Origin of the sequence: Allobosea eneae (assembly GCF_042657265.1) — a bacterium.
GTDB classification, from domain to species: Bacteria; Pseudomonadota; Alphaproteobacteria; order Rhizobiales; family Beijerinckiaceae; genus Allobosea; species Allobosea eneae.
On the sequence record NZ_JBHSLW010000011.1, the window covers coordinates 115,931 to 133,302 of the forward strand.

17 protein-coding genes are annotated in these 17,372 nt (G+C 67.8%); 13 read left to right on the top strand and 4 right to left on the bottom strand.

Annotation, left to right across the window (positions count from 1 at the left end; genetic code table 11):
* The first annotated feature begins 37 nt into the window (after positions 1 to 37).
* Genes ACFPOB_RS10560 through murB form a run of 5 tightly spaced genes read left to right on the top strand, consistent with a single transcriptional unit; the run spans position 38 to position 5,108 of the window.
* On the top strand, positions 38 to 1,177 hold the full coding sequence (locus tag ACFPOB_RS10560; protein ID WP_092160841.1) for an FtsW/RodA/SpoVE family cell cycle protein: 1,140 nt from the start codon (positions 38 to 40) through the stop codon (positions 1,175 to 1,177).
* Complete coding sequence (gene murG / locus ACFPOB_RS10565) at positions 1,174 to 2,274, top strand: undecaprenyldiphospho-muramoylpentapeptide beta-N-acetylglucosaminyltransferase (RefSeq protein ID WP_377798148.1); 1,101 nt, start codon at positions 1,174 to 1,176, stop codon at positions 2,272 to 2,274. Before ACFPOB_RS10560 ends, murG begins: the two co-directional genes overlap by 4 nt.
* Positions 2,275 to 2,295: 21 nt before the next feature.
* Complete coding sequence (murC, locus tag ACFPOB_RS10570) at positions 2,296 to 3,735, top strand: UDP-N-acetylmuramate--L-alanine ligase (RefSeq protein WP_377798150.1); 1,440 nt, start codon at positions 2,296 to 2,298, stop codon at positions 3,733 to 3,735.
* Between the two features lie 16 nt (positions 3,736 to 3,751).
* Positions 3,752 to 4,180, top strand: a complete 429-nt coding sequence (locus tag ACFPOB_RS10575; protein ID WP_377798151.1) for an endonuclease domain-containing protein — start codon at positions 3,752 to 3,754, stop codon at positions 4,178 to 4,180.
* A 4-nt stretch (positions 4,181 to 4,184) separates the two neighbouring features.
* On the top strand, positions 4,185 to 5,108 hold the full coding sequence (gene murB / locus ACFPOB_RS10580) for a UDP-N-acetylmuramate dehydrogenase (protein ID WP_377798153.1): 924 nt from the start codon (positions 4,185 to 4,187) through the stop codon (positions 5,106 to 5,108).
* 12 nt (positions 5,109 to 5,120) lie between these two features.
* On the opposite strand, the gene ACFPOB_RS10585 is transcribed toward murB, so the two are convergent.
* From ACFPOB_RS10585 to ACFPOB_RS10595, 3 genes are read right to left on the bottom strand one after another with little or no spacing between them, the layout of a single operon-like run.
* Positions 5,121 to 5,438: a HigA family addiction module antitoxin gene (locus tag ACFPOB_RS10585; protein WP_377798155.1), complete on the bottom strand. Its 318-nt coding sequence runs from the start codon at positions 5,436 to 5,438 to the stop codon at positions 5,121 to 5,123.
* Between the two features lie 11 nt (positions 5,439 to 5,449).
* A complete protein-coding gene (locus ACFPOB_RS10590; RefSeq protein WP_377798157.1) occupies positions 5,450 to 5,731 on the bottom strand; it encodes a type II toxin-antitoxin system RelE/ParE family toxin in 282 nt (93 codons plus the stop codon).
* Between the two features lie 26 nt (positions 5,732 to 5,757).
* Positions 5,758 to 6,663: a DMT family transporter gene (locus ACFPOB_RS10595; RefSeq protein ID WP_377798158.1), complete on the bottom strand. Its 906-nt coding sequence runs from the start codon at positions 6,661 to 6,663 to the stop codon at positions 5,758 to 5,760.
* Between the two features lie 104 nt (positions 6,664 to 6,767).
* On the opposite strand from ACFPOB_RS10595, the gene ACFPOB_RS10600 reads away from it, so the two are divergent.
* From ACFPOB_RS10600 to recN, 8 genes are all read left to right on the top strand, one after another.
* On the top strand, positions 6,768 to 7,283 hold the full coding sequence (locus ACFPOB_RS10600; protein WP_377798160.1) for a MarR family winged helix-turn-helix transcriptional regulator: 516 nt from the start codon (positions 6,768 to 6,770) through the stop codon (positions 7,281 to 7,283).
* A 110-nt stretch (positions 7,284 to 7,393) separates the two neighbouring features.
* Positions 7,394 to 8,308 carry a D-alanine--D-alanine ligase gene (locus tag ACFPOB_RS10605; protein ID WP_377798162.1) on the top strand — a complete coding sequence of 305 codons (915 nt, stop codon included), beginning with the start codon at positions 7,394 to 7,396 and terminating at the stop codon, positions 8,306 to 8,308.
* Between the two features lie 11 nt (positions 8,309 to 8,319).
* A complete protein-coding gene (locus ACFPOB_RS10610; protein WP_244543474.1) occupies positions 8,320 to 9,240 on the top strand; it encodes a cell division protein FtsQ/DivIB in 921 nt (306 codons plus the stop codon).
* The gene (ftsA, locus tag ACFPOB_RS10615) at positions 9,237 to 10,562 is read left to right on the top strand and encodes a cell division protein FtsA (protein WP_377798163.1); all 1,326 of its coding nucleotides are present in this window, start codon (positions 9,237 to 9,239) and stop codon (positions 10,560 to 10,562) included. Before ACFPOB_RS10610 ends, ftsA begins: the two co-directional genes overlap by 4 nt.
* Positions 10,563 to 10,691: 129 nt before the next feature.
* Positions 10,692 to 12,398 carry a cell division protein FtsZ gene (gene ftsZ / locus ACFPOB_RS10620; protein ID WP_377798164.1) on the top strand — a complete coding sequence of 569 codons (1,707 nt, stop codon included), beginning with the start codon at positions 10,692 to 10,694 and terminating at the stop codon, positions 12,396 to 12,398.
* A 317-nt stretch (positions 12,399 to 12,715) separates the two neighbouring features.
* Positions 12,716 to 13,663, top strand: coding sequence for a UDP-3-O-acyl-N-acetylglucosamine deacetylase (lpxC, locus tag ACFPOB_RS10625; RefSeq protein ID WP_377798165.1), 948 nt, complete (start codon positions 12,716 to 12,718; stop codon positions 13,661 to 13,663).
* Between the two features lie 177 nt (positions 13,664 to 13,840).
* Complete coding sequence (locus tag ACFPOB_RS10630) at positions 13,841 to 14,755, top strand: outer membrane protein assembly factor BamD (RefSeq protein ID WP_377798166.1); 915 nt, start codon at positions 13,841 to 13,843, stop codon at positions 14,753 to 14,755.
* A gap of 56 nt (positions 14,756 to 14,811) precedes the next feature.
* Complete coding sequence (gene recN, locus ACFPOB_RS10635; protein ID WP_377798167.1) at positions 14,812 to 16,500, top strand: DNA repair protein RecN; 1,689 nt, start codon at positions 14,812 to 14,814, stop codon at positions 16,498 to 16,500.
* 5 nt (positions 16,501 to 16,505) lie between these two features.
* Here the strand turns inward: recN and aidB are convergent, their stop codons facing one another.
* Positions 16,506 to 17,324: an AidB family quorum-quenching N-acyl homoserine lactonase gene (gene aidB / locus ACFPOB_RS10640; protein ID WP_377798168.1), complete on the bottom strand. Its 819-nt coding sequence runs from the start codon at positions 17,322 to 17,324 to the stop codon at positions 16,506 to 16,508.
* Between the last annotated feature and the right edge of the window lie 48 nt (positions 17,325 to 17,372).

Here is a 17,372-nt window from a genome sequence, read left to right on the forward strand (position 1 = left end):
GCCTTCGATCTGCCCTTCCGTACGGAGCCTTGGAACGATGGTCTCGCGCGCAGAACCTAGCCTGAGCGGCCGCTGGTGGTGGTCAATCGACCGCGTCATCCTCACGACGCTGGTGGTGCTGATGGTTTCGGGCGTCGTTTTGCTGATGGCCGGCGGCCCGCCCGTCGCTGAGCGGCTGGGCCTCTCGACCTTCCATTTCGTCAATCGCCAGGTGGTCTATCTCCTGGTCGCGCTGGCGATCTTCCTCTCGACCTCGCTGCTGGCGCCACGCCAGGTGCGCCGCATCGCGCTGATCGTCTTCGTCCTGTCGCTCGCCGGCGTGGTCGGCACGCTCTATTTCGGCGTCGAGGTGAAGGGAGCCAAGCGCTGGCTGACGCTCGGCCCGCTCGGCTCGGTCCAGCCGTCCGAATTCCTCAAGCCCGCCTTCGTCGTGCTCGCCGCCTGGGCCTTCGCCGAAGGCCATCGCCGGCCCGATCTGCCGGGCACGATCCTCGCCTTCCTGCTGCTGCCGATCACCATCGTGCCGCTCGTGCTCCAGCCCGATTTCGGCCAGACCATCCTGGTCACCCTCGTCTGGGCCGGGCTGTTCTTCGTCGCCGGCCTGCACTGGTTCTGGGTCCTGGGGCTCGGCGGCATCGGCGCCGTCGGCCTCTTCATCGCCTATGAGCTGGTGCCGCATGTGCGCGCCCGCATCGAGCGCTTCATGGACAAGGGCTCGGGCGACACCTTCCAGGTCGACACGGCGCTGGAGAGCTTCGCGCAGGGCGGCTGGTTCGGGAAGGGCCCGGGCGAGGGCACGGTCAAGCGCATCCTGCCCGACGCCCATACCGACTTCATCTTTGCCGTGACGGCCGAGGAATTCGGCATCGTCGTCTGCATGGTGCTGGTGCTGCTCTTCGCGCTCATCGTGCTCAGGGCGCTGTTCGTGGCGCAGCGGGCCGAGGATCCGTTCGTGCGGCTCGGCGTCACCGGCCTCGCTTTGCTCTTCGGCATCCAGGCGGCGATCAACATGATGGTCAACCTGCACATGATGCCGGCCAAGGGCATGACCCTGCCGTTCATCTCCTATGGCGGCTCCTCGCTGATCTCGCTGGCGCTCGGCACCGGCTTCCTCTTGGCGCTGACGCGCAAACGGCCGCGAGCCGAGAGCTTCGGCAAGCCGGAGCGCCGCTCGTGAGCGCAGGAGCGCAGGCGCCGCTCGTCGTGCTCGCCGCCGGCGGCACGGGCGGGCATCTCTTCCCGGCGGAGGCGCTGAGCCACGCCTTGCACCGCGCCGGCGCCCGGGTCGCGCTGATCACCGACACGCGGGCCGCCGAATACGCCGGCAATTTCCCGGCCGAGTCGATCCATGCCGTGCCGGCGGCAACGCCCTCGCGCAAGTCGCCAGTCGCGATGGCGAAGGCGGCGCTGGTGCTGCTGAAGGGCGGACTCGCGGCGCGGCAGGCGATCAAGCAACTCCAGCCCGCCATCGTCGTCGGCTTCGGCGGCTATCCGACGGTGCCGCCGGTCTTCGCGGCGGCGCTGATGGGCGTACCGACACTGCTGCACGAGCAGAACGCGGTGATCGGCCGGGCCAACCGCTTCCTCGCCAGCCGGGTCAAGGCGATCGCCACCGGCTTCGCCAAGGTCGGCGGGCTGACGCCTGAGCAGGCGAAGAAGTGCACGCAGGTCGGCAATCCCGTGCGGCCGGCGGTGATCGATGCAGCCTCGCCCTATGCCGAGCCGGCAGGGAAGCTCAATCTCCTCGTTTTCGGCGGCAGCCAGGGTGCGCGGGTGATGGCCGACATTGTGCCGCCGGCGATCCAGTTGCTCTCCGCCGAGGAACGCAGTCGCCTGTCAATCGTCCAGCAGGCGCGGGCCGAGGATGATGACCGGGTGCGAAAGATCTATTCCTCGCTCGGCATCAAGTTCGAGCTGGCGCCCTTCTTCAAGGACCTGCCGGCGCGCATGGCAGCGTCGCATCTGGTGGTAGCGCGCTCGGGCGCCTCGACCATCGCCGAGCTCACGGTGATCGGCCGGCCGTCGCTGCTCGTGCCGCTGCCGGGTTCGCTCGACCAGGACCAGGCGGCCAATGCCGGCGTGCTCGCCAGGGCCGGCGGGGCGATGATGATCCTGCAGAACGATTTCTCGCCGCAGCGCCTTGCCGGCGAGCTTTCCACGCTGCTTGCCGAGCCGCAGCGCTTGACGGCGATGGCTCAGGCGGCCAAGAGCGCGGGCTTACCGGATGCGGCCGACCGCCTGGCGCGGCTTGTGCTGCAGACCGCCCAAGGCTGAACCTTTCAGGACTTATCCATCATGAAGCTGCCGCCGAAGCTCGGCTCCATCCATTTCGTCGGCATTGGCGGCATCGGCATGTCCGGGATCGCCGAAGTCCTGCACAATCTCGGCTATCAGGTGCAAGGCTCGGATGCTTCCGACGGCGCCAACGTCAAGCGCCTCGCCGAGAAAGGCATCAGGACCTTCGTCGGGCACAAGGCCGAGAATATCGGCGAGGCCGAGGTCGTCGTGGTCTCGACCGCGATCAAGCGCGACAACCCGGAGCTGATGGCGGCGCGCGAAAAGCGCCTGCCGGTGGTGCGCCGCGCCGAGATGCTGGCCGAGCTGATGCGGCTGAAATCCTGCGTCGCCATTGCCGGCACGCATGGCAAGACGACGACGACCTCGCTGGTCGCGACCCTGCTCGAGAAGGGCGGGCTCGACCCGACCGTGATCAATGGCGGCATCATCAATGCCTACGGCACCAATGCCCGCATGGGCGAGAGCGACTGGATGGTGGTCGAGGCCGACGAATCCGACGGCACCTTCCTGAAGCTGCCGGCCGACGTCGCGATCATCACCAATATCGACCCCGAGCATCTCGACCATTTCGGCACTTTCGACGCGATCAAGGCTGCGTTCCGTTCCTTCGTCGAGAACCTGCCGTTCTATGGCTTCGCGGTGATGTGCATCGACCACCCGACAGTCCAGGGTCTTGTCGGCCAGATCGAGGACCGCCGCGTCGTCACCTATGGCGAGAACCCGCAGGCCGATTTCCGCCTGATCGACATCGACCTCTCCGGCGGGCAGGCGAAGTTCACGCTCCTCATCCGCGACCGCAAGACCAGCCGCGACGAGGTGGTGCGCGATCTCGTCATGCCGATGCCCGGCCATCACAATGCCCTCAACGCCACCGCCGCGATCGCCGTCGCCTATGATCTGGGCGTGCCGGTCGAGCAGATCCGCGCCGCGCTCGCCGGCTTCGGCGGGGTGAAGCGCCGCTTCACCAAGACTGGCGAGTGGAATGGCGCGCTGATCTTCGACGATTACGGCCACCATCCGGTCGAGATCGCCGCCGTGCTGAAAGCCGCGCGCGCCTCGACCAAGGGCAAGGTCATCGCGGTGATGCAGCCGCATCGCTACAGCCGCCTGTCGAGCCTGTTCGCCGACTTCGCCGCCTGCTTCAACGATGCCGACACGGTGATCATCGCCGACACCTATGCGGCCGGTGAGCAGCCTATCGCGGGTGCCGATCGCGAGTCGCTGGTGGCGGCGATCAAGGCACGCGGCCATCGTCACACGCTGCCGCTGGAATCCTCCGACAAGCTCGCCGGCATGGTCGCCGAGCTGGCCGGGCCGGGCGATTACGTCGTCTGCCTCGGGGCGGGGAACATCACGCAGTGGGCTTATGCGCTGCCTGGGGAGTTGGCTTCTCTTCCTTCTCCCCTCGGGGGAGAAGGTGGCAGCGCGAAGCGCTGACGGATGAGGGCCGGTCGTGGAGCGCAAGAACACGACCGGTACTCTCTCTTTCGCCCGCGGCCAGCGCCGCGAGCCGACGCGCGCTGAAGCGATCTTTTGGCAGGCGGTGCGTGGCCGCCGCTTCGCTGGCCTCAAGTTCAAGCGCCAGATGGCGATCGGACCGTTCATCGCGGATTTCTGCTGTTTCGAGGGTCGGCTGATCGTCGAGCTCGACGGCGAGCCCCATGAAACTGATGAAGCGCGCGAGCGGGATCGGCGCCGCGATGCCTTTCTGCGGAGCGAAGGCTATCAGGTCTTGCGCTTTCCGAACGAGCGGGTTCTAGGAAACCTCGAATTCGTCCTGCGCGAGATTGCCGAACATGTCGGCCTCGCCGGGCGGCCCTCATCCGACCCGGCTTCGCCGGGCCACCTTCTCCCCCGAGGGGAGAAGGAGACGCGCGGGTAAGCTCATGCCTTTCCAAGACATCACCTCCGACATCCGCGCCGCCGCGCCCGAACTGCGCGGGCGGCTGCTCGCCAATCAGGAGATGGCGGGGCTGACCTGGTTCCGCGTCGGGGGGCCGGCGCAAATTCTGTTCACCCCGGCCGACGAGGCCGATCTTGCCTATCTGCTCGGCAAGTTGCCGGCCGAGATACCGGTGACGGTGGTCGGGCTCGGCTCGAACCTGATCGTGCGCGATGGCGGCATTCCCGGCGTGGTCATTCGCCTTGCCGGCAAGGCCTTCGGCGAGATCGCCCGCGAGGATGGCGACCGGCTGCGTGCTGGCACCGCCGTTCCGGATGTGAAGGTGGCACGCGCCGCGGCCGATGCCTCGCTCGACGGCCTCGCCTTCTATCGCGGCATCCCCGGCTGCATCGGCGGGGCGCTGCGCATGAATGCCGGCGCGCATGGCGGCGAGACCACCGACGTGCTGGTTGAGGCGCGCGGCGTCACTCGCAAGGGCGAGATCGTCACGCTGTCGCATGCCGATATGGGCTTCAGCTACCGCAACGCGACGGCGCCCGCCGACATCATCTTCACCTCGGCGCTGTTCCAGGGCCGGCCGGGCGACCAGGCCGCGATCCTCGCCGAGATGGACCGCGTGACCTCGGCGCGGGAGGCGGCGCAGCCGATCAAGGAGCGCACCGGCGGCTCGACCTTCAAGAACCCGGAAGGCGGCAAGGCCTGGCAGTTGATCGACGCCGCCGGCTGCCGCGGCCTGCGCGTCGGCGGGGCGCAGGTCTCCGAGATGCACTGCAACTTCCTGATCAACACCGGCGGCGCCACCGCCGCCGATATCGAGGGCCTGGGCGAAGAGGTTCGCCGCCGGGTCAAGGACAATTCAGGCTACGAGCTGCACTGGGAGATCAAGCGCTTCGGCGTTGCGGCCTGAGCGGGCGCAGGACTAAGCCGCCTGCTCGAGCTGCCGGATTGCAGCGATCTCGTCGGCTGCGTTGAGCCGCGCCGTCTCGATTTCGTAGCGAGACTGCAGGTTCATCCAGAACTCTGGCGAGGTTCCAAAGAAGCGAGCGAGGCGTAGCGCGCTATCGCCGGTGACTCCGATTTTCTCCGCTGCGATCCGCTCGATGCGGGTTCTCGGGATGCCGCATGCCCGGGCGACACGCCCCGGCGAAAGACCCAGCGGCTTCAGGAACTCCTCCCGGAGCATCTCGCCAGGATGCATGGGCGGCAGCGTCGCTACGATCTCGATCTCGGCCGCCATGACATCCTCCTTCAATGGTAGTCGACAATCTCGACATCGACCGGCCCGGTCTCCGTCCAGCGAAAGCAGATCCGGAACTGGTCATTGATCCGGATCGCGTGCTGGCCGGACCGATCACGGCCCAAAGCGTGCAATCTATTGCCCGGCGGGCTCTGCAGGTCGGCGAGCACATGCGCAGCGTTGATCGCTTCCAGCTTTCGTCTTGCCGCAGGAAACACATCCGGCGGAAACCCCTTTGGGCAGCGGCCGGAGAAGATCAGCTCGGTTCGCTTGTCGCGAAAACTGAGGATCATCACAGGCTCCGACCGCGGTTATGTATCTAATTGTGATACATTCGAGTGTCAAGCGCAGGATAGGTTTCCTGCGCCGCCGGCTTGCGCTGTGACAGCATGATGCCTGCGACGGTCGAGCCGAAGATGATGGCGATGCCGAGCCATTGCTGGGCGCTGAACCATTCGCCCAGCAGCGCGGCGCCGAGGAAGGTCGCGACCAGCGGGCTGAGCAGGCTGAGGAAGGCGACGCCGGTGCCGATCGCGGCGATGCCGCGCACCCAGAGCCAATAGGCGAAGGCGGTGCCGATCACGACGAGATAGCTGAGGCCGGCGAGGTTGCGCAGGGTTGGCACGGGCGGCAGGCCCTCGACGACAAGCGCGACCGGCAGGAGCAGGAGGCCCCCGAGGGTGAGCTGCCAGGCGGCGAGCGCGAGTGGCGTGCCGACCTTGCCCCAGCGCTCGATCAGCACGGTGCCGGTCGCCATCGAGGCGGCGCCGACGAGCGCGGCAGCGACACCGATCGCATCCAATTTCACCGTATCGTCGATCACTAACAGGCCGACGCCGACCGTGCCGGCGAGGGCGGCGAGCACCTGACCGAGCCTCGGCCTGCGCAGCAGCAGCGGCCAGGCGAGGAAGGCGACGAGCAGTGGCTGCATCGAGCCCAGCGTCGCGGCGAGCCCGCCGGGCAGGCGCGAGGCGCTGAGGAAGAGCATGCCGAAGAACAGGCCGATATTGGCAAAGCCGATGATCGCGAGCGGCAGGAGCTTGTCACGCGGCGGCAGGCCGGGGCCGAGCAGCATCAGGAGGATGCCGGCGGGCAGCGCACGCAGCGCTCCGACCAGCAGCGGATGCTCGACCGGAAGCGTCTGGGTGAAGACGATATAGGTCGAGCCCCAGAGGACGGGCGCCAGGATCGTGGCGAACAGGATGCGGGTCTTGCTGTCGGCCATGGCGGCCTCCCTTTGCATCGCCGGATGGGTAGCGTAGGATTATTTGACGAAAGATAATTCGATATCGAATTATTTGATATGGGATAATTAGGCGCGGGATTTCCATGAGTCAAGCTGACGAAGCCGGGCAGGGCGGCCCGCTTGATTCGATCCTCTCGCAATGGCGACGGGCGCGCCCCGATATCGATCCCGGTCCGATGGCGGTCTGCGGCGCGATCTGGCGGGCAGCCGAGAGGGTGCGCCTCGGCGTAGGGCGCAATCTTGCCGGCGAGGATCTCGATTTCGCCGGCTTCGACGTGCTGATGACCTTGCGCCGGCAGGGCGAGCGCGGCGGCTCGCTGACGCCGTCCGAACTCGCCAAGGACATGATGCTGTCGACCTCGGCGATGACGAATCGGCTCGACCGGCTGGAGAAGCGCGGACTGATCGCGAGGCAGGCCGACCCGCAGGACAGGCGCAGCCTGCGCATCGTGCTGACGCCGGAAGGCTTCGCGCTGATCGAGCGGCTGGTGGTCTCGCATGTGGCGACGGAAGCGGCGCTGATTTCGGCGCTCAGCCCGGCTGAGCATGAGCAGCTCAAGGCCTTGCTGGCCAAGGTCGCGGCCGGTGAGGGGGAGTGAGTCCGGCGTGCAACAGCCGGCTCGTCATTAACCCGCAGAGCGCATCGTTAACGCGCCGTTAACCATCTCGGATCAGGTTCGGACCCAGGTGTTCGGTGTCAGGAACCTTGATGGGCAAGCATGTCGCAGTGCTGATGGGCGGGTGGTCCGTCGAGCGTGAGGTCAGCCTCAGCAGCGGCGCGGCCTGTGCTCGGGCGCTGGAAGGCGTCGGCTATCGCGTCACGCGCGTCGAGGTCGGCCGCGACGTCGCGCAGGTGCTGGCGAAGCTGCAGCCCGACGTCGCCTTCAATGCCCTGCATGGCCGCTACGGCGAGGACGGCACCATCCAGGGCGTGCTCGAGATCCTCGGCATCCCCTATACCCATTCCGGCGTGCTCGCCTCCTCGCTCGCCATTCGCAAGGACAAGGCCAAGATGGTCGTCGCGGCCGCCGGCGTGCCGGTGGCGAAGGGCGTCACCGTCTCGCGCTTCGAGGCGGCGAAACGGCACGTCCTGCCGCCGCCTTATGTGATCAAGCCGATCGACGAAGGCTCCTCCGTCGGGGTGGTGATCGTTAAGAAAGGCCGCGAGCATCCGCCCCAGGAGATCGCCCGGCCGGACTGGCCCTGCGGCGAGACCATGCTGGCCGAAACATTCATCGCCGGACGCGAGCTGACCTGCGCGGTGATGGACGGCAAGTCCTTGGGGGTAACGGAGATTCGGGCGGCGACGGGCGAGTTCTACGACTACGACGCCAAATATGCCAAAGGCGGTTCAATCCACATCTGCCCGGCGCAAATTTTACCGAATCTTTACCGCCAAATCGAAGAGTGTGCGTTAACGGCGCATCAAGCAATCGGGTGCCGCGGCGTCAGCCGTTCAGACTTCCGGTACGACGACGAGAGCGACACGCTCGTTTGGCTGGAGGTCAACACGCAGCCCGGCATGACCGAAACCAGCCTTGTGCCTGAATTAGCCGCCCATGCGGGCATGAACTTCGGTGAGCTCGTCAAATGGATCGTCGAGGACGCCTCCTTGAATCGGTGAAGGTGGAACCGGTGTTCACCGGGTCCAACCTGCCGATGCGCGTGACGGGGCCGCAGCTCCTCGTCGGCGAGCGCTCGCGCCGCTGGTTCCGCGGCTCGCGCCGCAGCGCCGTTGCGGTGCCGCTGGCCGAGCGGCTGCCGGGCGGGCTCGGCTCCTTCCTGGCGATCGGCTTCCTGGTGCTCGTGGGCACGACCGGCGCCGTCCTCGGCGGCCACTACGAGAATTTCCGCGAGACCTATGGCGAGCCCAGGCACGCGCTCGCCCGAGCCGTCGGGCTCGGCATCGATCGCATCACCATCTCGGGCCTCAGCGGTCTCTCCGAGATCGAGGTCCTGGTCGCCGCCGGCATCGACCCGAAGATCTCGCTCGCCTTCTTCGATGCCGACGAGGCGCGCAAGCGGCTCGAGGCGACGCCGATGATCCGCGAGGCCTCGGTCCGCAAGCTCTATCCCGGCGAGATCACGATCAATCTCACCGAGCGCGAGCCCTATGCGCTCTGGCAGGTCAAGGGCGAGCTCTTCCTGATCGCCCAGGACGGCACGGTGATCGACAAGATGGACGATGGCCGCTTCGCCTATCTGCCGCTGGTCGTCGGGCCTGACGCCAATCTCAAGGCAAAGGACTATCTCGCGCTGCTTGGCGAGGCCGGTTCCTTCGCCTCGCGCATCCGCGCCGGCAGCCTCGTCGCCGGCCGGCGCTGGAACCTCAAGCTCGACACCGGTGCCGATATCAGGCTGCCGGAGCAGGGTGCGGGCGCTGCGCTGAAGCGCCTGGCCAGCCTCGAACAGGACTTCCGAATCAGCGAGAAGGATCTGATCGCCATCGACATGCGCCAGCCGGACCGCGTCACCATGCGCCTGACCGAAGAGGCCGCGGCCACGCGCGCCGAGCAGCTCAAGAGCAAGACCAAGAAGAAGGGCGGCGAGGCATGAGCTTGACCTCGCAAGGCCTGACCCCGCGGATGCGTCCGCTCTCGTCGCGCAAGAGCGCGACCTTGTCGATTCTGGACATCGGCACGAGCAAGGTCGTCTGCCTGATCGCCGAGCTGAACCCGGCCGAGGCGAATGAGCGGCTGCGCGGGCGCACCCATGTCGCACGCATCATCGGCATCGGCCATCAGCGCTCTCTCGGCCTGAAGGGTGGCGCGATCATCGATCTGGAAAGCGCCGAACGCGCCATCCGCGCCGCGGTCGACGCGGCCGAACGCATGGCCAAGGTCGAGGTCCAGTCGGTGATCGTCAACCTGACCGGCGGCAGGCTGAACTCGCATCACTACCAGGCCAGCGTCGATCTGCGCGGCGGCTCGGTCGGGGATTCCGACGTGAAGCGGGTGCTTGCCGCTGCTGCGACCCATGCGATCCGGCCGGGCAAGGCGGTGCTGCATGCGCTGCCGACCGGCTACGCGCTCGACGGCTCGCCTGGCGTGCTCGATCCGCGCGGCCTGATCGGCGGCTCGCTCTCGGTCGACATGCATGTCGTCGCGGCGGAAGCGGCGGCGGCGCGCAACGTCATGCTCGCGGTCGAGCGCTGCCATCTCGAGGTCGAGGCGGTGGTCGCCAGCCCCTATGCGGCCGGCCTCTCCGTGCTTGTCGACGACGAGGCCGAGATGGGCGTCGTCGTGGTCGACATGGGCGGCGGCACCACCTCGCTCGGCGTCTTCTCCGGCGGGCACCTGACCCATGCCGACGCGATCGCGGTCGGCGGCAACCACATCACCATGGACGTGGCGCGCGGGCTCTCGACCCGCGTCTCCGCCGCCGAGCGGCTGAAGACGCTGCACGGCTCGGCGATCGCCAGCCCCTCCGACGAGCGCGACATGATCGCGGTGCCGCAAGTCGACGACGACGAGCGCGACATGCCGAACCATCTGTCGAAGTCGCATCTGGTCCGGATCATCAAGCCGCGCGTCGAGGAGATCCTCGAACTGGTGCGCGACCGGCTGAAGGCGGCCGGTTTCCAGGCCGAGGCCGGGCGGCGCGTCGTCCTGACCGGCGGAGCCTGCCAGCTCACCGGCATGCCGGAAGTGGCGCGGCGCGTGCTCGGCGGCCAGGTCCGTACCGGCCGTCCGCTCGGGATCAAGGGTTTGCCGGAAGCGGGCAAGGGCCCGTCCTTCGCGGCGGCGGTGGGCCTCCTGGTCTATCCGCAGGTCGCCCATGTCGAACATTTCGAGCCGCGGGCAGGGGCGTCGTTCTTCGCCCACGCGACCGACGGCTACTTCTCCCGCGTCGGCCGCTGGCTGCGCGAGAGTTTCTAGAGTTGCGGCCCGCTCGGCCGAAAGGCGGCGCGGACCGGGGTGAGTACGAGCAGAGCGGGGCTTAAGGCCCCTGGCGTGGAAGACGGGACGGCCCGCCAGGAGCCGGACAAGACAGTGAAAGAGGCAATCATGGCGATGAACCTGCAAGCCCCGGACATCCGGGAACTGAAGCCCCGGATCACCGTGTTCGGCGTCGGCGGCGCCGGCGGCAATGCCGTGAACAACATGATCGAGGCCGGTCTCGATGGCGTCGATTTCGTCTGCGCCAACACCGATGCGCAGGCGCTCGCCCTGGCCCGCGCCCCGCGCATCATCCAGATGGGCCTCCAGGTCACTGAAGGCCTCGGCGCCGGTTCGCAGCCGGAAGTCGGCCGCGCGGCCGCCGAAGAGGTGATCGACGAGATCCGCGACCATCTCGCCGGCGCCCACATGGTCTTCATCACCGCCGGCATGGGCGGCGGCACCGGCACGGGTGCAGCTCCCGCGATCGCTCGCGTCGCCCGCGACATGGGCATCCTCACCGTCGGCGTCGTCACCAAGCCGTTCCAGTTCGAGGGCCAGCGCCGCATGCGCATGGCGGAAGCCGGCATCGGCGAACTCAACGAAGCCGTCGACACGCTGATCGTCATCCCGAACCAGAACCTGTTCCGTGTCGCCAACGAGAACACCGGCTTCGCCGACGCCTTCGGCATGGCTGACCAGGTGCTCTACTCCGGCGTCGCCTGCATCACCGACCTGATGGTCCGCCCCGGCCTTATCAACCTCGACTTCGCCGACGTGCGCGCCGTGATGCGCGGCATGGGCAAGGCGATGATGGGCACCGGCGAGGCCCAGGGCGAGAAACGTGCGCTGTCGGCCGCCCAGGCCGCGATCAACAATCCGCTGCTCGACGACGTCTCGATGAAGGGCGCGCGCGGCCTGCTGATCTCGATCACCGGCGGGCGCGACATGAAGCTCTACGAGGTCGACGAGGCCGCTACCCGCATCCGCGAGGAGGTCGACTCCGAGGCCAACATCATCGTCGGCGCCACCTTCGACGAGGCGCTGGAAGGCACGATGCGCGTCTCGGTCGTCGCCACGGGCATCGACAAGCCGATCAGCGCCCAGAACGAGGTCGACCCGACCGAGGCCCGTATCGCCGAGGTCGCCGAGCGGCTGAAGGCGGAGGCGCGGCTGCGCTCGGCCGTCCCTAACGTCCGCACCTCCGCTGCTCCTGCTCCTGCGCCGATGCCGACTCCCGTGGCCGAATATGTGGCTCCCGAGCCGGTTCGCGCTCCCGCGCCGGCTCCGGCACCGAGCTTCGCCGCCGATGTCCGCATCGAGCCGGCCCAACCGCGCCCGGCCATGGTCGCCCCGCCGGTCGTCGAGGCGCCGATGCCCGAGACCTCGCAGCCGCATCACGAGGACAGCTTCATCCCGCCGATGCCCGAGCGCGCCGTGATCCGCCCGACCCGCATGCCGCGCGTCGAGGACCTGCCGCTGCCGGCCCAGCACCAGATCGCGCAGAGCCGCGGCGCGGTGCCTGCCCCGGCACCGGCTTCGGTCGAGCAGAAGCGGATGTCGCTGATGCAGCGCCTCGCCTCGGTCGGCTTCGGCCGCAAGGAGGACGAGCACGAGGCGCCGATGGCGCCGCCGGCTCCGGCCGCGCGTCAGGCTCCGCCGGCCCCGGCCGCCGGCCCCAGCGCGGCCCATGCCGAATTCATGCGCCGCCCGCCGGCGCCGGTGAGCCGGCCGGCCCAGGGCCAGCTCGACCAGCTCGGCCGCACCGCGCCGGCGCGCAATTCGGAAGAAGACCAGCTCGAGATCCCGGCCTTCCTGCGCCGGCAGTCGAACTGAGCTTTCCGGCTCGGCGCGACCGCATTAAACAAAAGGCCCGGCGGATCGCTCCGCCGGGCCTTTTTTAACGTCTGAAAAACCATATACATCAAGCAGATGGTTAAGATTTTCTGGCTCTATAACCTCTGTTACAGAGCGAAAGAAAGCGTGATTTTGAAGCCGATGCGCCTGCGCGTATCTTGCAGCGCATCACCGAGTAAGGGGATTCGGGATTAATCCCGAGTTCGCTACAAATCAGGGAACCGCGTCGATCGTCGAACAGGTTGCGCCGCAAGGCGCCGACCCGAGGATCGTCGCGCTCGAGACGGATACTGAGTATGATGGCTGAACGGCAGACGACCCTTCGCTCGCCCGTGACCCTGCAAGGCATCGGCGTTCATTCCGGGGCTCCCGCCTGCCTGACCCTGCGGCCGTCCACTGCGAATTCCGGCGTCGTCTTCCTGCGCAAGGGCCTCGAAGGCGGCCATGAGCAGCTGATCCACGCCCGTCACAACAAGGTCAGCGCCACCGAGCTGTGCACGGTGATCGGCGACCAGGCCTCCGGCTCGGTCGCCACGATCGAGCATCTGATGTCGGCCTGCGCCGGCCTCGGCCTCGACAATGTGCTGATCGAGATCGATGGTCCGGAGATGCCGATCATGGACGGCAGCGCCGCCGAGTTCGTCGCCGCGATCGAATCGACCGGCCTCGTCGCGCTCGGCGCGACCCGCCGCTACCTCAAGGTCCTGCGTCCGGTGCGGATCGAGCATGGCCGCGCCTTCGCCGAGCTGGCGCCATCGGAAAGCGGTTTCCGTCTCGATGTCGAGATCGACTTCGACACCAAGGCCATCGGCCGCCAGCGCAAGATCCTCGACCTCGATCCCGAGGCCTATGCCCGCGAGATTTCCCGGGCCCGCACCTTCGGCTTCATGCGCGACGTCGAGCAGCTCTGGAAGGCGGGCTTTGCGCTCGGCGCCTCGCTCGACAACACCGTCGCGATCGGCGACGACAAGGTGATCAATCCCGAAGGCCTGCGCTACGCGGACGAGTTCGTGCGGCACAAGATCCTCGACGCGGTGGGCGATCTCGCGCTGGCCGGTTATCCGATTCTCGGCGAGTTCCGCTCCTATTGCGGCGGTCATCGCATGAACGTTCGCATCCTCGAGGCCCTGTTCGCCGACCGGGCGAACTACGCGATCGTCGAGGCTCAGCCGGTCTACGCCCACCACGCAGTGCAGATGGCGGCCGGTCCGGTGCCTGCCGCTCTCGCGCCCGATCTGCACTGAGACGCTCTAAGCAGGGTATTACGTGACGCCACGCCTTGCATTCGCCCGCTTCCTGTTGGAAACGGCGATTGCACTGCATGAAGCGCCCGTCACGCTTGGCGAAAAGGCTGCTTCTGGGATAAAGCCATTTCGCGCGCCCTTTCGAAGGGCGTCACAAGGACGGATGAAGTGAGCGTCATGCGGCTGAAGACATTCAACTCCGGCGAAGCGACTCGTGGCGGCAAGCGCCTCGCGTTGGCCTTCGCCCTCGCGGCGGCGCTCGGCGGCTGCGATACGATGAGCGCGCTCAACCCGTTCGATCGGCCCGAGACCTATAAGCCCGAGGTGCTGCCCGAGGTTCCGGCCGACAAGCTCTACAACGAGGGTCTCGCCCGTCTGCAGAACGGCGACACCGAGGGCGCGAACAAGAAATTCGAGGAAATCGACAAGCAGGCGCCGTTCTCGCCCTATTCGAAGCGCGGCCTGATCATGACCGCCTATGCGAATTACGAGGCGGCGAAGTACGACGACGCGATCACCGCCTCGAAGCGCTTCCTGGCGCAGAACCCGGCGAGCCCGGACGCGGCCTACGCGCAGTACATCCTAGCTATGTCCTATTACAACCAGATCCCGGACGCGACGCGCGACCAGGAGCGCACCGACCAGGCGCTGCGTGCGATGCAAGAGCTGCTCGACCGCTATCCGAAGTCGGAATACGTGCTCGACGTGCGCGAGAAGATGCTGGTCGCGCGCGACCAGCTCGCCGGCAAGGAGATGAATGTCGGCCGCTTCTATCTGGAGAAGCGCAACTATACCGGCGCCGTCGGCCGCTTCCGCGACGTCATCACCAAGTACCAGACCACGCGCCATGTCGAGGAGGCGCTGATGCGCCTGACCGAGGCCTATATGGCGCTCGGCATCACCAACGAGGCGCAGACCGCCGCCGCGGTGCTCGGGCACAACTTCCCGGACAGCCCCTGGTACAAGGACGCCTATACGCTCCTGGAGAGCGGCGGCCTGCAGCCACGCGAGGATCGCGGCTCCTATATCAGCCGGGCCTTCAACGGCTTCACGCGCGCCGTCGTCGGGTTGACCGGTCTCGGCCGCCTCTAAGGCGGCCGGTGTCCCGGCGAGGTCATCTGCAGCCGGCACAAGGGGGCTGAGTCGCCATGCTCGCTCAGCTCTCGATCCGCGACATCGTTCTGATCGACCGGCTCGACCTGGGCTTCGAGGACGGTCTCAGCGTGCTGACCGGCGAGACCGGCGCCGGCAAGTCGATCCTGCTCGACGGCTTCGCGCTGGCCCTGGGCGCCCGCGGCGATGGCGGCCTGGTGCGCCATGGCGAGAGCCAGGGGCAGGTCAGCGCCGTCTTCGACCTGCCGATGTCGCATCCGGCGCGCGCTCTGGCGCAGGCGCAGGAGATCGACACGGACGGCGACCTGATCCTGCGCCGCGTGCAATATGCCGATGGCCGGACCCGCGCCTTCGTCAACGACCAGCCGGTCAGCGTGCAGATCCTGCGCATGATCGGCGCCGCCCTGGTCGAGATCCATGGCCAGCATGACGACCGCGCGCTGACCGACCCGGCCCAGCACCGCACTATCCTCGACGGCTTCGGCGAACTCGGCGAGCAAGCGGTGGAGGTCGCCCGCGCCAGCGAGACGCTGAAGAAGGCGCGACAGGCTCTGCAGAGCCAGCGCATCCGGGTCGAGACCGCGCGCAAGGAGGCCGATTTTCTGCGCCATGCTGTGGCTGAGCTCGGCAAGCTCGCCCCCGAGCCGGGCGAGGAGGAGGCGCTCGCCGCCAAGCGCCAGGGCATGATGGCGGCCGAGAAGGTTGCCCGCGACATCATCGAGGCCTTCGAGGCGGTCGGCGGCAACGCGTCCCCCGTCGCTGCCCTGTCCGGCGTGCTGCGCCGGCTGGAGCGACGCGCGAGTCAGGCACCGGAGTTGGTCGATCCGTCGATCGCAGCGCTGACCACCGCGGTGGTCGCGCTAGAGGAGGCCGGGGAGACCCTGCAGGCGGCGGTGCACGCCGCCGAATTCGATCCGCGCGTGCTGGAGCGTGTCGAGGAGCGGCTGTTCGCCTTGCGCGCCGCGGCGCGCAAGTTCGACGTGCCGGTCGATGCGCTGCCGGCACTCGCCGAGACCATGGCGGCCGATCTCGCTGCGCTCGACGAGAGCGAAGGCTCGCTGAAGCGGCTGGAGACCGAGCTTGCCGAGGCCGAGGCGGCCTATGTCACGCTGGCGACGGCGCTTTCGGCAGGCCGGACGCGGGCGGCTTCGGCGCTCGATGCAGCCGTGAAGGCGGAATTGCCCCCTCTCAAGCTGGAGCGGGCGCGGTTCATCACGCAGATCGACAGCGATCCCGACGCGCGCGGGCCGGAGGGGCTCGACCGCGTCGAGTTCTGGGTCGAGACCAATCCCGGCACGCGGCCCGGGCCGATGATGAAGGTTGCCTCGGGCGGCGAGCTCTCACGCTTCATGCTGGCGTTGAAGGTGGTGCTGGCCGAGCGCGGCTCGGCCCCGACCCTGGTCTTCGACGAGATCGACACCGGCGTCGGCGGCGCGGTCGCGGATGCGATCGGCGAGCGGCTGGCGCGATTGGCGGCGCGGGTGCAGGTGATCTCGGTAACGCATGCGCCGCAGGTCGCGGCCAAGGCCGGCCAGCATTTCCTGATCGCCAAGTCGGCCCAAGGCGGGGAGGGCGCCGATGAGCGCACCGTCACCCGCGTCTCGCCCTTGCAGGACGGAACGCGTCGCGAGGAGATCGCCCGCATGCTCGCCGGCGCCTCGATCACCGAGGAGGCGCGCGCGGCCGCCGGCAAGCTGCTCGATGCCGCCGGGATGCGCGGGTAGCGGCGTCAGGCCGGGATCAGCTCGTATCCCGCGCCACTCTCGCTGACGCGCCTGAAGCCCTCGATATGGCCGCCTGAGATGAGCCAGCCTTCGCGCGCTGCGCGTTCCAGGATGGCGCGGCGGGAGGCGCGAGCGGTGGCGGCGTCGAAATCGTAGACGAAGCCGATCCCCGGATCGGTCGCCTGCAGATCGGAGAGGTGCAGCGCATCGCCCCAGAGAAGCAGGGGAGTATCGCCTTCGATGAGGTAACCGCTATGGCCGGCAGTATGGCCCGGCAGCGGGACCAGCGTGATGCCGGGCCGCACAGGGCCGGCCGGGGCGGAATGGATGCGGCCGGCATAGTGCTTCTTCACCGCCGCCGTGACGGCGAAGCCGCCTTGCCGGTTCTGCGGCGTCTGCGCGCGATTGGCTTCGTCCCCGAAGAAGCCGAAATCAGCCTCGGGCACGATGATCTGCGCATCGGGAAAACGGGCGCGCTCGCCGTCGAAGAGGCCGAGCGCATGATCACCGTGCAGATGTGTGATCAGGATACCCTCGACCTGCTCCGGGGCAATGCCGGCCTTGGCCATGGCGGCGGGCGCATGGCCCATCGCCTCGCCCCAGGAAGGGCCGGTGCCGGCGTCGACGAGCGTGATTCCGCCAGCGCCCTTCAGAGCGAAGCAGTTGACGGGGATGCTGATTTTCGACTTGCCCCAGCGCGCCACGGCCTCGTCGCGAGTGGCCTCGCCATCGCCATGGATCAGCACATCCGACGGCGCTTCGAACACGCCATCGTCGAGCATGAGCGCGTCGTAGGAACCGAAACGTCGCCAAGTCTCGCTCATGTCCTCTCTCCGCTCTGGTGACGCCTGTTTAGACCATGAGCCTCTCGC

Bases quoted from the DNA above. Each gene is read 5' to 3' on its own strand.
- ACFPOB_RS10560 (WP_092160841.1), top strand. From the start codon at position 38: ATGGTCTCGCGCGCAGAACCTAGCCTGAGCGGCCGCTGGTGGTGGTCA.
- murC (WP_377798150.1), top strand. From the start codon at position 2,296: ATGAAGCTGCCGCCGAAGCTCGGCTCCATCCATTTCGTCGGCATTGGC.
- murB (WP_377798153.1), top strand. From the start codon at position 4,185: ATGCCTTTCCAAGACATCACCTCCGACATCCGCGCCGCCGCGCCCGAA.
- ACFPOB_RS10585 (WP_377798155.1), bottom strand. From the start codon at position 5,438: ATGGCGGCCGAGATCGAGATCGTAGCGACGCTGCCGCCCATGCATCCT.
- ACFPOB_RS10590 (WP_377798157.1), bottom strand. From the start codon at position 5,731: ATGATCCTCAGTTTTCGCGACAAGCGAACCGAGCTGATCTTCTCCGGC.
- ACFPOB_RS10595 (WP_377798158.1), bottom strand. From the start codon at position 6,663: ATGGCCGACAGCAAGACCCGCATCCTGTTCGCCACGATCCTGGCGCCC.
- ACFPOB_RS10600 (WP_377798160.1), top strand. From the start codon at position 6,768: ATGAGTCAAGCTGACGAAGCCGGGCAGGGCGGCCCGCTTGATTCGATC.
- ACFPOB_RS10605 (WP_377798162.1), top strand. From the start codon at position 7,394: ATGGGCAAGCATGTCGCAGTGCTGATGGGCGGGTGGTCCGTCGAGCGT.
- ftsA (WP_377798163.1), top strand. From the start codon at position 9,237: ATGAGCTTGACCTCGCAAGGCCTGACCCCGCGGATGCGTCCGCTCTCG.
- ftsZ (WP_377798164.1), top strand. From the start codon at position 10,692: ATGGCGATGAACCTGCAAGCCCCGGACATCCGGGAACTGAAGCCCCGG.
- lpxC (WP_377798165.1), top strand. From the start codon at position 12,716: ATGATGGCTGAACGGCAGACGACCCTTCGCTCGCCCGTGACCCTGCAA.
- ACFPOB_RS10630 (WP_377798166.1), top strand. From the start codon at position 13,841: ATGCGGCTGAAGACATTCAACTCCGGCGAAGCGACTCGTGGCGGCAAG.
- recN (WP_377798167.1), top strand. From the start codon at position 14,812: ATGCTCGCTCAGCTCTCGATCCGCGACATCGTTCTGATCGACCGGCTC.
- aidB (WP_377798168.1), bottom strand. From the start codon at position 17,324: ATGAGCGAGACTTGGCGACGTTTCGGTTCCTACGACGCGCTCATGCTC.